The organism is Maribacter halichondriae, assembly GCF_027474825.1.
GTDB classification, from domain to species: Bacteria; Bacteroidota; Bacteroidia; order Flavobacteriales; family Flavobacteriaceae; genus Meishania; species Meishania halichondriae.
In genome coordinates this window covers 3072412-3086812 of record NZ_CP107030.1, presented here as the reverse complement: position 1 = coordinate 3086812, position 14401 = coordinate 3072412, and the positions used below count along the sequence as shown (strand labels likewise).

11 protein-coding genes and 1 pseudogene are annotated in these 14401 nt (G+C 41.7%); 1 reads left to right on the top strand and 11 read right to left on the bottom strand.

What is annotated here, in order from left to right; all coding sequences use genetic code 11:
• Positions 1–63 precede the first annotated feature (63 nt).
• Positions 64–360: pseudogene (locus N8A86_RS22040) on the bottom strand (polysaccharide lyase family 7 protein); the annotation flags it as partial.
• Positions 361–733: 373 nt separating this feature from the next.
• Positions 734–1558, bottom strand: a complete 825-nt coding sequence (locus tag N8A86_RS14320) for a hypothetical protein (protein WP_273566016.1) — start codon at positions 1556–1558, stop codon at positions 734–736.
• Positions 1559–1646: 88 nt separating this feature from the next.
• On the opposite strand from N8A86_RS14320, the gene N8A86_RS14315 reads away from it, so the two are divergent.
• Positions 1647–3224, top strand: a complete 1578-nt coding sequence (locus tag N8A86_RS14315) for a sulfatase (RefSeq protein ID WP_273566015.1) — start codon at positions 1647–1649, stop codon at positions 3222–3224.
• Positions 3225–3275: 51 nt separating this feature from the next.
• On the opposite strand, the gene N8A86_RS14310 is transcribed toward N8A86_RS14315, so the two are convergent.
• The 9 genes from N8A86_RS14310 to N8A86_RS14270 form a co-directional block, all read right to left on the bottom strand.
• On the bottom strand, positions 3276–5030 hold the full coding sequence (locus tag N8A86_RS14310; protein ID WP_273566014.1) for a sodium:solute symporter family transporter: 1755 nt from the start codon (positions 5028–5030) through the stop codon (positions 3276–3278).
• 108 nt (positions 5031–5138) lie between these two features.
• The gene (locus N8A86_RS14305) at positions 5139–5732 is read right to left on the bottom strand and encodes a hypothetical protein (protein ID WP_273566013.1); all 594 of its coding nucleotides are present in this window, start codon (positions 5730–5732) and stop codon (positions 5139–5141) included.
• The gene (locus N8A86_RS14300; protein ID WP_273566012.1) at positions 5668–6258 is read right to left on the bottom strand and encodes a Gfo/Idh/MocA family protein; all 591 of its coding nucleotides are present in this window, start codon (positions 6256–6258) and stop codon (positions 5668–5670) included. Before N8A86_RS14300 ends, N8A86_RS14305 begins: the two co-directional genes overlap by 65 nt.
• Before the next feature lie 50 nt (positions 6259–6308).
• On the bottom strand, positions 6309–7526 hold the full coding sequence (gene manD / locus N8A86_RS14295) for a D-mannonate dehydratase ManD (protein ID WP_273566011.1): 1218 nt from the start codon (positions 7524–7526) through the stop codon (positions 6309–6311).
• Positions 7523–9289: a sodium:solute symporter family transporter gene (locus N8A86_RS14290; protein ID WP_273566010.1), complete on the bottom strand. Its 1767-nt coding sequence runs from the start codon at positions 9287–9289 to the stop codon at positions 7523–7525. Before N8A86_RS14290 ends, manD begins: the two co-directional genes overlap by 4 nt.
• Before the next feature lie 23 nt (positions 9290–9312).
• Positions 9313–10314 (bottom strand): sugar kinase, encoded by a 1002-nt coding sequence (locus N8A86_RS14285; RefSeq protein WP_273566009.1) that lies wholly within the window; start codon positions 10312–10314, stop codon positions 9313–9315.
• A gap of 45 nt (positions 10315–10359) precedes the next feature.
• Positions 10360–11421 (bottom strand): cupin domain-containing protein, encoded by a 1062-nt coding sequence (locus N8A86_RS14280; RefSeq protein WP_273566008.1) that lies wholly within the window; start codon positions 11419–11421, stop codon positions 10360–10362.
• A gap of 250 nt (positions 11422–11671) precedes the next feature.
• Positions 11672–13645: a chondroitinase-B domain-containing protein gene (locus N8A86_RS14275; RefSeq protein WP_273566007.1), complete on the bottom strand. Its 1974-nt coding sequence runs from the start codon at positions 13643–13645 to the stop codon at positions 11672–11674.
• Positions 13646–13799: 154 nt separating this feature from the next.
• A complete protein-coding gene (locus N8A86_RS14270) occupies positions 13800–14300 on the bottom strand; it encodes a shikimate kinase (protein ID WP_273566006.1) in 501 nt (166 codons plus the stop codon).
• Between the last annotated feature and the right edge of the window lie 101 nt (positions 14301–14401).

The following is a 14401-nucleotide window of genomic DNA, read 5'->3' as shown; positions in this document are numbered from 1 at the left end:
GGAGTACGTGGCAGCAACGCGGGCATCCCCAGTAGTTGACACATTCATTACCTTAAGCGTGGCGTTCATTTTGGCTTCCGTCATTGGTGTCCACTTTTTTAATTGGGCCAGCTCGGTTCTTGTATTGTTGGAAGAACCATGAGTACTACCTGCATTCGGGGACTTAAATACTACCCAATCTCCATTGTCATCGCTTGCAGTATAAAAGAAATCCTTGTTCTCATAGTCAGTTGCCTGACCTACATTAGAACCATCACCTAAGATTAAGTTCCAATGTTGAAAAAATGGTATGATGTCGTTTGCAGTAGTCCCCAGAGCTAACTTCTCAAACTCCTTTGTGTCGTTTTGCTTTTTATTCATATCTCCACAACTATTCAGTAGTACCACAGCAATTACCATTAATGGATAATGAACAAAATTGGATTTGGTTATTTTTAAGTTCATGTTATTTTTTATGTTGGTTACAATTAACGGAATATCAGTACCTGGATTAGCTTTTGCGACAGCCCATTTAATTCTTCAAAGTTTAAAATTAGACTTACTTGTAATAAAAATAAAGCCACATCAATTGAAGAACTCTTACTATTTCAAATTGGTTAACCACTTTGGTTTACCAAAAATAAGGATATTTGTAAGACTACCAAATATTTAACATTAAATCGGCGATTTTAATCCCGAATTGTCAATTTATCAAAAGTGAAATCAACGATATAGTAAATTAGCTGGAAGGTAGTTATTCAAGTAGCTTTCTGATAGCGAAATCTATAGCCGAACGCTCTGTGGACTCGACAAAGCCAATAGAAAAAGTTTGTACGGTAGTTAAATGCTTGGTGGTCTTATCTCCATTTTGCCGGCCAAAACCCAGCACGGTCATATCGGGTCTATATACATAGTTATCAGGGAGTTCATCATCTTCATGATGCAGCAAATAAAGTACACGGGGTGAGTTGGTGTCGCCGAAGGCCATCCACTCAGGAGATGGTAAGTCGTCTTCAAAGGGCTCGTCAATAGGATGCTGTTTTGTATCGGCGGAGGCATACCAAAAATCAGTCCTGTTCATTTCGCCGCCAGGTACTCCTTCATATTGTACCCAATAGTTATAACCTGAGCTGATTTTTGTCATTGTGAAGTCGCAGCGGTTGGGGTAAAAATCCCATTGTCCTTGCCATAGTTCATTGTCCGATGTAAAGGTAATGCGAACATGATTTTCGGACTCAATGTCTACTGCCGAACCTGATGGGTCGGTTCCCACATTCATAGCGTGAAAGTAACTACCATCTTGTTTATGAACAGCATTTGGAAAACCTCGGTATTCGCCTTTATGGGCGGAACCTTTTTTATTGTGAAAGCCTATCCAATCCACACCATCCTTGTCAATCATACTTGACAAACCGCCGCCGGTCTTTTCCAGATAATATGTTGCCGAAGGTGAAGTGATAATATATACGGAACCTCCCCCAGCAGATTCATCTATACCATGTGTGAGTTGAACTTTAGCTTCCCTACAAGAAGTAAGCATTAATAGGGCTAGGAGTAATGCGGACAGATGTTTATACATAATGACACCTATAAAACTAGTAATTAAAACTCTTTGTTATAGGTTTGGAGAAAACCGATAATACATTATCTTTTAACAAATTACTTTTATGTCTTTAAGGATTGTATTTTCCAGTGGAATTTTCATATTCAGTTTTCTACTTTTCCTTAGCTGTAAAGAAACTGTCCAGAGCGATAGAAAACCGAACATACTTTTTATCTCCATAGATGACCTTAGGCCAACATTGGGGGTTTATGGAGATTCGATTGCCATTAGTCCGAATATTGACCAATTGGCGAGCGAGGGAATGACCTTTAGACAAACCTTCTGCCAGGCGGCGGTATGCGCCCCGTCTCGCGCAAGTTTAATGACCGGGCTGCGACCTGATTCCACCAGAGTTTGGCATTTGGGGGATAAGTTTCGTGAATTGGAACCTGATGCAGTGACCATGCCACAGTACTTTTCAAAGTTCGGTTATCATACCGTTAATATTGGTAAAATTTTCCATAATTACATGCCCGATTCTATTTCATGGGATGAGCCGGATTTACGACCTTCGGAATATCTACGACCCGAATGGCTTGGAAGGGACGGCGAAACTTTTTACATCAGTGAGGAAGTCAATAGATCCCAGGAGGTAAAAAGGGATTCCCTATTGAAATTACGTCCGATTAGATATGCCGATGGATGGAATACAGGACCTGCCTGGGAAGCAGCCGATGTTCACGACACACTATACTACGACGGTGCACAAAACGAGCTGGCGAAAAGAACACTGACCCGTTTATCAAAAATGGACAAACCCTTTTATATGGGACTGGGATATTTTAGGCCACATCTTCCGTTTACCGTGCCCAAAAAATATTGGGATCTCTATGATAAAGAAAAGATTCAGTTACCCAACAACCCGAATGTTTCGGAAAATGCACCCTTGTACTCCATGAATTCGATGTATGAACTGAGACATTATGATGGTTTTAACCATATCGGCCACCCAACGTCGGACTACCGAATGGCAGAAGACACTGTTCGTACTCTTAGGCAGGGATACTATGCCAGTGTTAGTTACGTGGATGCGCTTCTTGGAAATTTGATTGCCCACATGAAAAAAATAGACATATATAACAATACGATTATCATCGTTTGGGGAGATCATGGATGGAAACTGGGCGATTTGAACAGCTGGGGCAAAATGACCAACTATAACATCGATTTAAAAGTACCGATGATCATCAGATATCCCGACCAAAAATTGAGGGGTGCAGAAACTTTTGCACTGACCGAATTGGTGGATATGTTTCCTTCATTATGTGAACTTGTCGGTATTGAAACTCCTGAATATGCCCAAGGCACCAGTTTCGTTCCCTTGCTTACCGAACCCCAACAGCCCTGGAAAACAGCTGCCTTTAGTCAGTTTCATCGAAGGCCTAGAGTTTCAGTGGACGGGAAGCGGTATATGGGATACTCGATAAATACAAAAGACTACCACTACATCGAATGGTATGCTTGGGATGAGAAAGAAGGTGTAAAGGGCGATTTTAAAAGTGCGGAACTGTACGATAGCCTGAACGACCCTGACGAAACCATTAATATCGCCGAAGCTCCCGCTCAAAAGGAAACCATCAAAAAACTCTCCGCGCGATTGGCGAGCGGATGGCGGAGTGCCGTTCCCGAAAACACCAAATAGGACTAGCCCAAACGCCGTGATTTTTTTCAGAAACCTAGTGCTGGGATGTGGTTAGCTTGAAAAGCTTTTGATTTTCGCACTACGCTTCAATAAAAAGCCAATACTGGAAATAATCAGCGCGCAAATCACGAACATCATTCTGCCCCAGAGCGGATTGGGAATGAGCCCCATTAGCAAAATACCTGCACTCATCACCATTACCATATTGCCCAATTTACGCCTTTGCTGACGATCGACTTCGTCTTGTAAACCATCTGCAATAACGGGTCTTTGTAGGTCCTCGAAAAAGCGGTCGGTTTCTAGTTTGTTTTCGTCTTTTCCCTCATTGTAGAACAAGGAAGTGGCCCAGAAAAAACCAGCGGTAATGAACACATGGCCCGCAACCGTTAAAATGATATTCATGTCTATAATTTCACGTTCAGTAAGCGATTCTATACCGAACAATCCTGCACATACTTCTGCGGTGAACACATTCATAACCAACCAGGAAACAAAAAATCCTACTGCAATAGTTGCCCAAGGTGCCCATTTCGGAGTCTTTTTTACCACAATTCCAACTACTAACGGTACCATCATTGGTACTTGCACCATCGTTGAGACGGACATCATCAATTCAAATAAACTTAGTTTTTTAAGGGATGCGAAAAATAGCGCGGCGGTAATAACTCCCAATCCACTTATAAAACTGACTAGTTGGCTGATGCGCAATAACTTCTTGTCTTCTTTATGTTTCTTCCTTTTAGCGAGAAAAGGTTGGTAGATACTTCGAATAAAGATGCCTGCGTTTTTATTCAATGCGGAATCCATGGAAGACATAGAAGCTGCGAAAAGTCCGGCCATCAACAACCCAACGGTTCCTATAGGCATGGCATTTTTGGCGAATACCAGATATACCGCATCGCCTGCCTTATTGCCTAGTTGCGCATAGTCTGCTGCTGCATCCGGATATAGGGTTGCAGCAGCCCAGGGTGGAATGAACCATATAATACTTCCTACTCCCATTAATGTCATGGCCAACAAAGCAGCTTTGCGAGCATTGAAGGAATCCTTTGCATTGAGCCATCGAAAGGAATCATGAAGATTCATCATTGTTATTATCTGTTTGGGTAAAAAGAATATGAATGTTCCGAATAATATTAAAGGATAGTTCATATTCGGACCGATAAGAAATCCACCCGGAAAATTTTTAATCATATTAACCGGCCCATCCACCATGACCAATGCGACCACCGCACAGGCAATTGAAACAACGGCCACTACCAAAGTCTGCACAAAGTCAGAGGCAACCACGCCCCAAGCGCCGGAAAGTACCGATACAAAAAGTACGGTAAAACCAATACCCACAATGGTATATGAGATGTCCGCATCAAAAACAGCACTCGTAAAAACACCAAGAGCGTTTAACCAAACCCCCGCATTTAGAAAAGAGAATGCAATCAGAGCCCACGCAAAAAACGTCTCATTTTGAGGGCCAAATCGTCTTTTTATTCCCTCTGTGGGAGTATCAACCCTCATTTGTCTGAAGCGATGTACGAAAAAAGCATACCCAACAAAGAAGGCAAAAGTATTGCCTATATAGACCGCGACAATCGCAAATCCATCAGCGAAAGCTTTACCTGCCGCGCCTGTAAAGGTCACGGCTGAAAATTGCGCCATAAAAGCGGTTGAGCCAACCATCCACCATAACATTCTTCCACCGCCACGAAAGTAATCGCTCGTAGATTTACTCGCCATTCGCGAAAACACCACGCCAATTGCAAGAATTAAAACAAAGTAAATCGCAATTACGATATAGTCGTAGAACATAGTTTTGGTTGTTTACTCGATAATCGAGATTAATACTATTATGAGGGTTGCCTCAAAATCAAAAGTGTTCTTCTCTTTTAAATTCCTCGGGGCTTTCCTCAAGGTTTTTTACTGCAGATGACGAACGTCCGTGCAGTTGTCATTCTTTCTGATTAATTCGATGAGTTGCTGGTACAGACTTCCTTCTTTGAAAGACTGGTAATAAGAAGCGTTCTCCCCTTTAATATCTTTTACGAATTCACGCGCTAGGTATTGCCAATTTCTCTCCGTATCGCCGGCTACTTTTGGTTGGTCATCGACAATGTCTTGAGGTAAAGGAAGTTCTTGCCACGTTTTATTTTCATCCCACACATACAGCGGACCCATGCCATAGTGGCCTTTAATGTAAATAGCTCCCTTTGTGCCGTAAAACACGATATGGTCTTCATTAAACCTGGGGTTTAGTCCCCCGTGTTTAAACAAGATGGAAACCGGTTTGGTAGCCATTTCACTTTCTAGTTTTGCCAAAACGGTATACGACCATTCAACATTACTTTCTCCCCATTTAAGATTGGGGTCATTAAGATTTTCAGGAATATGGTCTCTTCGCGTCTTAAAATTATGCACCCCTTCAACGATGGGTGCCTTGCCCAAATCATCACGTACCTCTCCGATTATCGAGAGTATTTTTTCGCCAATAACCGAGGTGGCAATGGACATCATGTGGGTAAAATTGTTGTTCAAACGACCGCCACCATCTTCTTTTTCGATGCGACCATCCGAAGGGAATATCGCGTTCCAGATTGAAGTGCGATATAAACTCAGCTTCTACAGGTTCTCCGATTGCACCACTAGCCACTAATTGCTTCGCATGAATAACACAGGGCATATAACGAAAGCTTGAAGCGAAGGCTGTTTTTACATTTTTCGCTTTGGCAAGTTCATATAATTCCATGGCAGTCTCGGCGCTATCTGTCAGGGGTTTATCGCTATACACATGACATCCAAATGCGATGGCCTGTTTAATGGGTTCGTAGTGAGCACCACCTGGAGTGGCGATTGAAACAATATCAGGTTGACAATCTAGTAATGCTTGTTGCCAATTGGTACCAGAATAGGGAATATTCATTTTCTCCGCCACCTCTTTTACCACACTTGGTGTTCTTCCTACCATGCCAACTACCTCTGCTCCTACAGCGCGAAAGGCATCTGCATGACCTTGGCCGGCAAATCCGGTTCCTGATATCAATACTTTTAATTTTTTATCCATGAATCTGTGTTTCTTCTTTCTATTCTATTTTACCAATTCCATAAGGTGCCATCTTCCAAACGATTTACAGGAAGATACGACCGCTTGTAGAGATACTTTTTTGCGGCTTCCTCGTCGAACTCAATACCCCAACCAGGTTTATCATCCATATAAAGTAAGCCCTCTTTCAATTCAACATTGTACTTAAAAACCTCGTTTATTTCAGGGGTGCCGAAACCAACAAATTCTTGAACCCCGAAATTTGGCGCCCAAAGATTAAAATGCATATGCCCCATAAAACTTACGGGTGAAAGGTCGGGAGCTCCGTGTGGAGCTGTACGCACATGATATAATGCTGCAAAGTCGGCTAATTTTTTTAGGGGAGTTAATCCACCACCATGAGATAAAGCAGTTCGCACATAATCTATCCATTGGTTTTGTATCATTTCTTTGGCATCCCAAATCGTATTGAACTTTTCTCCGGTAGCCAAAGGGGTATCGGTATGTTCTCGAATGACTTTATATCCTTCTTGGTTTTCAGTGGTCACGGCATCCTCTATAAAAAACAGCTTATAAGGTTCTAAGAGTTTGCACAAACGAGATGCCTCGATAGGGGTCAATCGGCTATGTACATCATGGCAAAGATGAATGTCATATCCGAATTTATCCCGTGCCTGTTTAAACAGTTCGGGAATGAAATTCATGTATTTGTTTGTCGACCATTCTTGTTCTGGCGGTAAAGGCCGATTCCCTTGTAATTCGTAGTAGTTTTTTTTACCCTCCATGGTTCCGTAGGTCCCTTTTGTATTCGGTAGGGCACATTGCAAGCGCACCACTTTGTATCCCTCTTTTATAAAAGTGCCCAAGTTCTTCAGGACTTCTTCTATAGTTTCCCCATTGGCATGACCGTACACCGTAACTCCTTTTCTGCTTTTTCCGCCGAGTAGTTGGTAAACCGGCATATTGGCAAGTTTTCCCTTGATATCCCAAAGCGCCATATCTATCGCACCAATTGCGGCAATGCTCACGGCACCATTTTGCCAATAGGCCCCTTTGTACAGATACTGCCAAATATCCTCGATTTGATGGGCATCTCTTCCAATAAGACAGGGAACGGCATGTTCTTCTAAATAGGCCACTACGGCCATTTCCCTTCCGTTCAGGGTGGCATCTCCTAGTCCGTACGTGCCATCTTCCGTTATTATCTTTACCGTAACGAAATTCCGCCCTGGGCAGCAAACAAAAACTTTTATATCCTTAATTTTCATACTATACCAATTTTACTCTTTTTGTATTTCTTCTTAAAAATAAATCCAACGGTAAGCATTATTCCCCCTATAAAGACAAAACAAAGTCTTCCCGTTAGGTCGTTGGGAATTAACACCAATGAAGATAGAAAAGTACCATAAACCAGGCACATATTGCCTAAAATCTTAAACTGCTGTGCGTCGTTCCCTTTGTGTCCATGTTCCTTTTCATAGTCTATGGGCGTATTCATTTTTACAAAAAACCGTTCGACCTCTTCATGATAGGTCTCTGGGGAAGTATTTCTAAAAAGCCGTGCCCCCAAAAACCAGATGCTGCATAAAATAATTACTGCAAACACATTGGAAAAGAACATCACATCGATTAGTTCACGGCTTGACCATGGTGTATCGACGCCAATAAACTGCAACAATACTTCGGGACCTACGTGCGTTTGGATAACATAAGAAATCAACATGCCAAGTAATACCGTTGACCATCCTGCCCATCGAGGCGTATCCTGAAAAATGATACCCCAGGTTAGCGGTATCATAAAAGGAAGTGAAATCATCGCGCCAAGTCGCATGTTGATATCGAAAAGATTTATTCCTTCCAGTTCACTAAAAAAAATGGCTGAAAGAATAACGAAGGCACCAAGTACTACCGTTGTGATAAGCGAAACCCGAAACAACTCTTTCTCATCAGCCGATTTTCTTAGGATGGGTTTATAAAAATTCCGCACAAAAATTCCGGCGTTTCGATTTAACGTGCTATCCATGGAGGACATGGTGGCCGCAAATATGGCACAGATCATTACTCCGATCATCCCAACAGGAAGCAATTCGATACCCATTGCCAAATAAATACCATCAACCGCTTTTTCGCCCAAAGGCTTTAGCGATTCTACAGCGGATAAATCTGGAAACAGAATTGATGCCGCCATCGGAGGGATGAACCAAATGATGGTTACCGTAAAAAATAGAATTGATGCCATTAAAGAAGCTTTTCGTGCTTGGTCTGAATCTTTTACGGCCAAAAACCGATATCCGTCATTCGTGTTATTTACGGAAAAAAACTGTTTGCAAAACGATGCGATAAACCAAAGCCAAACGACTTTGCTATCGGCCAGTTCTGACCAGTTATATTGCGAAGTGGGCAATTGCTCTATAAAACTACCAACACCACCCAATTCTCGTAAAGACAAGAATGCCATTACAACAGCCACTGGCACCATAATCATCAACTGCATAAAATCACTTGCAACTACGGCCCACGAACCACCTAACAGCGATATGACCAAAACGGTTATGCCAACGGAAAGTACGGTCATCTCCATACTGACCCCAAAAACTGTGGAAATTATGATGCCTAAACTATACAACCATACGCCGCCATGGATTACCCCGAAAGGAACCACCATCCATGTAAAAAACTGTTCATTGGCCTTGCCAAAACGTTCTCGAACTACTTCAATTGCCGTGACCACTCTGGTTTGTCGAAAGCGTTTGGAAAAATAAAGAAAGCTAATGAAGAAGCCCACGCCGTTAGCCATGTAAACTACGAAAACGAAGGTACCTGTTTCATAGGCCTTTCCTGCGGCACCAGTATACGTTACCGCGCTAATAAATGACATAAAAGTTGTTGCGCCTACCAACCACCACAGCATACTGCCGCCCCCTCGAAAATAGTCACTAGTATTTTTGTTCATTCGCTTGAATACCACACCTACGGTAATCATTAAAACGAAATACGTAATAACTACTAAATAATCGTAGTTGGATATCATATTGATTTTTTAGTCATCAAAACCTATCTTCTTATCGCGCCCGAAGTATCGCCTTCCATTAAACTTTGCACGTTCTCTAAAGACACCATATTTACATCCCCCGGAACGGTATGCTTTAAGGCACAGGCAGCGGAAGCAAAATCCAAAGCCTGTTCATCATCATAATGCAATAGCCCATAAATAAGGCCAGCGGCAAAAGCATCTCCTGTACCAACGCGGTCAATAATGTGGGTAATGTTCAACATATCAGTTTTAATATACTCCTGTCCGTTCCACATTTTACCCTGAATTTGGTTATGGGAAGCACTTAGGGTTCTTCTGGTTTTTTTGACCACTTTCTTGATATTGGGAAAAAGAGCTATCAATTGTTTGGCTAAATCCTGGAAGTTATCTTCCGGTTTTCCCAATGCGAACATTTCGCGAATACTTCGGCTACTGGTAATCACTACGTCGCAATGTTCTACCAAATCGGGTATAACCTCCTGCATGGTTTTCCCATACTTCCACATGTTGCTGCGGGAATTAATGTCTCCTGAAACCGGTATTCCTAATTCATTCGCTGTTTTAACGGCATCTAAACAGCATTGGTAGGCGCCTTCCGAAATAGCCGGGGTAATCCCTGTCCAATGGAACCAATCGGCGTCTTTGAGCACCTCTTTCCAATTCACCATTGAAGGCTCGATTAAGGAGAAAGAAGAACCTTCCCTTTCGTAAATTACTTCACTTGGTCTATGCACTGCTCCTTTTTCAAGAAAGTACTTGCCCATCATGTCATCGCCATAAACAACATGTTCGGTACTTAACCAATGCTTCCGTAAAAATTGTGTGGCCGCTTTTCCAAGAGCATTATCAGGAAAACGGGTCACGTGGGCGGCTTTCATGCCCAAATAAGCACATGAAATGGCTACGTTCGCCTCACCACCTCCGTAGACGAGTTCGAAGGAAGAAGCCTGTGAAAATTTTTCATAGCCCGGTGGGGACAAACGCATCATTACTTCACCAAATGTTATTACTTTTTTAGGCATGGTTTAGGTCTTATTTTAAGATGGGTAGCAGGCCCCATCTCACCGTTACTTATTTTTATCGGTGCTTGTTGGTTTGTGCGTTTTTAGCCATTCTTGTCCTTCTTTAGTGAGGAAAAAATCCATCCACATATAATTCATTTTTTTGTTTTCATCGACAGTTACCCAATGACTTGAACCAATTGGAATATGTAATAAGGAATACGCTTTAAGTTCGGTCGAAGCATCGTCGGCATGTACCGTAATGTCATTATCCGTAAGGCCTAAGAAAAGTTGATCGAGCATAGGGTGTTCATGTGCCCCGACCTCGTCTGGGCCCATTACCTCAACCGTTCCAAGAGATACGCGAGGAACAATATCGGCAGGCAGTACCGTTCGACTGACGGTATTCGGACTCTTAATTTTTTCGGTATAGGGTTCACTATCGACGAACCGGGTAAAAAAGAGATCGTATTTATTTTCTTCCGGGAAATTCTTCAGGTCCTCGATTTCCTGCAGCGACATTTTTTTGATAAACTGTAAGAAATGTAATTGCTCGCCTTCGGAAACCTTAAACTGAACTTGGCGAATTTTGTTCATCGGAATCGCAATCGATTCCGGCCCAAGACTGCGCATTATTGAATCGGCATGAATCGTTCCTTTTCCACTAACGAACAAGAACATACTGACATTCCCATCGGACAGCGAGATGGTTTGTTCGGTCGGTCCCATGTAGCCTATGTGCTCGATTTTTGTGTCGGCAATTTCACCTGTAAGTAATTCTTCGGTGAATATATTCATGCCCGATGGTATTTGCATCTGTAAATCCTGAACAACAATTTTGCGCGGACTTGAACATGACATTGTGATTATTGCCATGGCGAAATACATGCCAACGAATTTCTTTTGTATTAACTGCGGTATATTCATGATGTGTATTATTGGATTTTCATTCATCCGATTTGTAAAAGTGTTGTCGGGCAGGGTTAAAATCCCACCATTGGTCGATTCATCATATCCGCCCCGGTTGAAATAGATTGCGATCTGCTTAACATTGATGAACTTACCTCGGTTAAAGGTTAACATCTCGGTGTTGAGGACTCCCCTTTCGTCGTCAGCGGATCCGAGCATAATTTCTAGTACATTAACTTAAGAGGAAGATTTTGTTCAACAATCAATTCTCCAGAGTTTTCTATGACATTATCGGAATGTGAATTGTTCTTGGCACCCCATAGTCGCGCCACCATTTTCACCCTGTTATCCGAGAACGTATTATTTGCAAGGTCAACATTGATGATACCATAGGTATTGATTAAAATTCCGTTTTCTTCTTTGGCCCCACATCGAGTAAAACTACTATTTGTTACTTTCAGATTCCCACCTACGGTAGATTCATCATAGCCCCCCTGTAGTAGTTGATTACGTTTTTAGCAACGCCTTCAAATTTGCAATTATCAATGAAAATGTTTTCTGCGTTATACTCACCCTTGTCATCATCTTCTGCTGCGAATTCCAAACCATTTGCACAGTTTTTAATGGTTGTAGCAGTAAATTTAATATACTCTGAGAACGAATATTTATAGCCTTTCAACACATAATCAAAATCACTTATTTCAGAATCTATGACCGTCAGATTATATAGGCTTGACATATTAGCCTGTAAACTCGCAAAGGCATATTGATTTTGTGCTCCTTTAAGGTTAACACCTTCTAAAGTGAGCTGTCCTTTGGGGTTCATTTCAAAAGCTGGAGTTTTCGCTGCTCCATCATAACTTATGACAGCCTTTTTATTTGAATCAGCGGACTTTATAGTGAGGTTTTTATTAATTTTTAATGGGGATTTTAAATCGTAATTGTCGGCTGTTAATACAATCGTGTCGCCGTTTTTTGTGTTATGAATAGCAGCCTCCAATTCGGCAATAGAGTCTACATTATAGGTTGCGGCACTATCTGCGTTCGTAGATTTTACAGCATACCAATCTGGACCGTATCGGGACAAGTCCATCAGATTTGGCTTCTCAACTGATGCGACGGAGATTGCTCCAACTGCATTCTTGTTTGCCCGTGCATGGCCGAACAAATCTTCTGTAATTAAGTCAAACTCGAAACCATTATATAGGTCAATATCAGGTAGTTCATTCGATGGAACAAAAATGTTTTCCTCCAGTTCTGAAAGTGAAAAATCCTCTTGTTTAAATCCTGAATCATGGCTAAATGAGCCGCCTTGATTGTTTATCAAATTACTTTTGAAGTTGATTCCATCTAAGGAATCGTGGGCAACTATGGGCTGTTCATCACCCTTTTCATTGTAGATTAGGTTGTTCGCGACAATAGTACGAATCGGTGTTTCTGACCTGATTTCGGAAGCGGGCAGCACATCCTTTTGGTCTATATTAGACCCCACGCCAAATTGCAAAGGCGAAGTACAATTGATCCAAGAGTTGTGTGCCACTACAACATCCGTAACCTGTATATATCGATTCAGCGGCGATTTTGGAATACCGTTCATAACGGCAAGTGGACTTCTAAAAACCTTTCCCCTTAGGTTATAAAAATAATTATTCGTTACCCAGTGGCCTGTACCTATCAATCGTACGCCCCCAATTTGTTCGGAATTTGTATCCCCGATAAAATAATTCCCATCTATGATACAATAGTTTCCGTGCCTCGTTACTAAGGAACCTTCGCTTTTATAAAAGACATTATTCCTGAACTCATTGAAATTCGTTTTACTTGAAATAACTTCAACTTCCCCGTTACAGCGATCAAAGAAATTGTTGGCCACGAGGGTATAGCTAGGCGCCATGGAAGTAAAACTATTACCAAGTTGGATAGTTTCGGCACTAGGTCCGCCTTTGGGAGGTCTTGGCCCAAAATAGTTATTCGTGATTTTATGGTAATTCTTTATGCTTTTATTTCCTGCCAAATCGACCCTGATGGTAGGACCTCGATTGGATTTTCCAGCGATATAACAATGATCTAATTCATTATATCGCCCCTTAAAAAGTACCCAGAGATCCGATTGGTTTCTTTGGGCTTTGTTAAAATCTATAATTACGCTGTTAATGATTCTGGAATGGTTGGCGACCGTATCTTCGTTAATTGCAAACTCAACGACCGATTCGGAAGGAGATGCGCCCTCGGTAAAAAATAAGCCGTCAACAACTAGGTATTCTCCTCCAAGTTTTAAATCAGAATTTCCTTTAACTACTACTTCACCAGCAGTTTCTGATTTTAGGGTGATGGGCTGATTTTCGGTTCCATAACCGACGAATCGGATTTGAACGTCTGTCCAATCGCCATTCGCCATGACGATTTCATCTCCGGGAGTTGCCTTTGTAATAGCTTCATTCAATTCGGCGATGTCTTTGACAAAGATGCCTGTTTTAGTCGTATTTTCTCCGCAGGAAAGCAGTAACAGAACCGCAATTGTAAGTAAGAAACCTTTTTTTTCATTTCAATATTTTATAACGGCAATTAAGAATAATCAATAATTGAACTCTTTTCCATCATCCGTATTTGCGGGCCAAGTATTTTAATATGGTATCTACAATTTCCTGTTCTGAATGGCTCATATCGATTGTCAAAGCCCGTTTAGGAACCTCGAGGGTCTCAAAGTCTGATTTAAGTAATGAAGCTCGTCGGTCAATAACTCCAATCTTTTCGACACGCAGGGCGGCATTTTCATAGGAGTCGTTCATAAAGACCCAATCCAATAGATGATCGATACGGGCGGTCAACCTTGTGCGATGTTCTTTCTTCAATATCGAACAGGAAATTACACAACCTTTTTGAGTCGATTGGTCCAAGATCAAGTCTTCAACGGAAGTCAACCATTTTTCCAGGTTCACATCTTGTGGAAGTTTACCTTTGGGAAGGTCTTCGGATGCAAAAAACTTATCTACATCGTAGAAGGGAATTTCAAGTTTTTGGGCGACTTTTTGCCCTACGGCACTCTTTCCCGTACCGCACACGCCCACTAGAACTACTATATGATTATAGCTTTTCATACAATATTAAAATTGGTTAACCAGTTTGGTTTACCAAAAATACATATATTTGTGAGACCCACAAGTTTTTAACATATAATCCACTTACTAATCATAGATCA

Coding starts and splice junctions, on each gene's coding strand:
- N8A86_RS14320 (WP_273566016.1), bottom strand. CDS start 1,558: ATGTATAAACATCTGTCCGCATTACTCCTAGCCCTATTAATGCTTACT.
- N8A86_RS14315 (WP_273566015.1), top strand. CDS start 1,647: ATGTCTTTAAGGATTGTATTTTCCAGTGGAATTTTCATATTCAGTTTT.
- N8A86_RS14310 (WP_273566014.1), bottom strand. CDS start 5,030: ATGTTCTACGACTATATCGTAATTGCGATTTACTTTGTTTTAATTCTT.
- N8A86_RS14305 (WP_273566013.1), bottom strand. CDS start 5,732: ATGATGTCCATTGCCACCTCGGTTATTGGCGAAAAAATACTCTCGATA.
- manD (WP_273566011.1), bottom strand. CDS start 7,526: ATGAAAATTAAGGATATAAAAGTTTTTGTTTGCTGCCCAGGGCGGAAT.
- N8A86_RS14290 (WP_273566010.1), bottom strand. CDS start 9,289: ATGATATCCAACTACGATTATTTAGTAGTTATTACGTATTTCGTTTTA.
- N8A86_RS14285 (WP_273566009.1), bottom strand. CDS start 10,314: ATGCCTAAAAAAGTAATAACATTTGGTGAAGTAATGATGCGTTTGTCC.
- N8A86_RS14280 (WP_273566008.1), bottom strand. CDS start 11,421: ATGCTCGGATCCGCTGACGACGAAAGGGGAGTCCTCAACACCGAGATG.
- N8A86_RS14270 (WP_273566006.1), bottom strand. CDS start 14,300: ATGAAAAGCTATAATCATATAGTAGTTCTAGTGGGCGTGTGCGGTACG.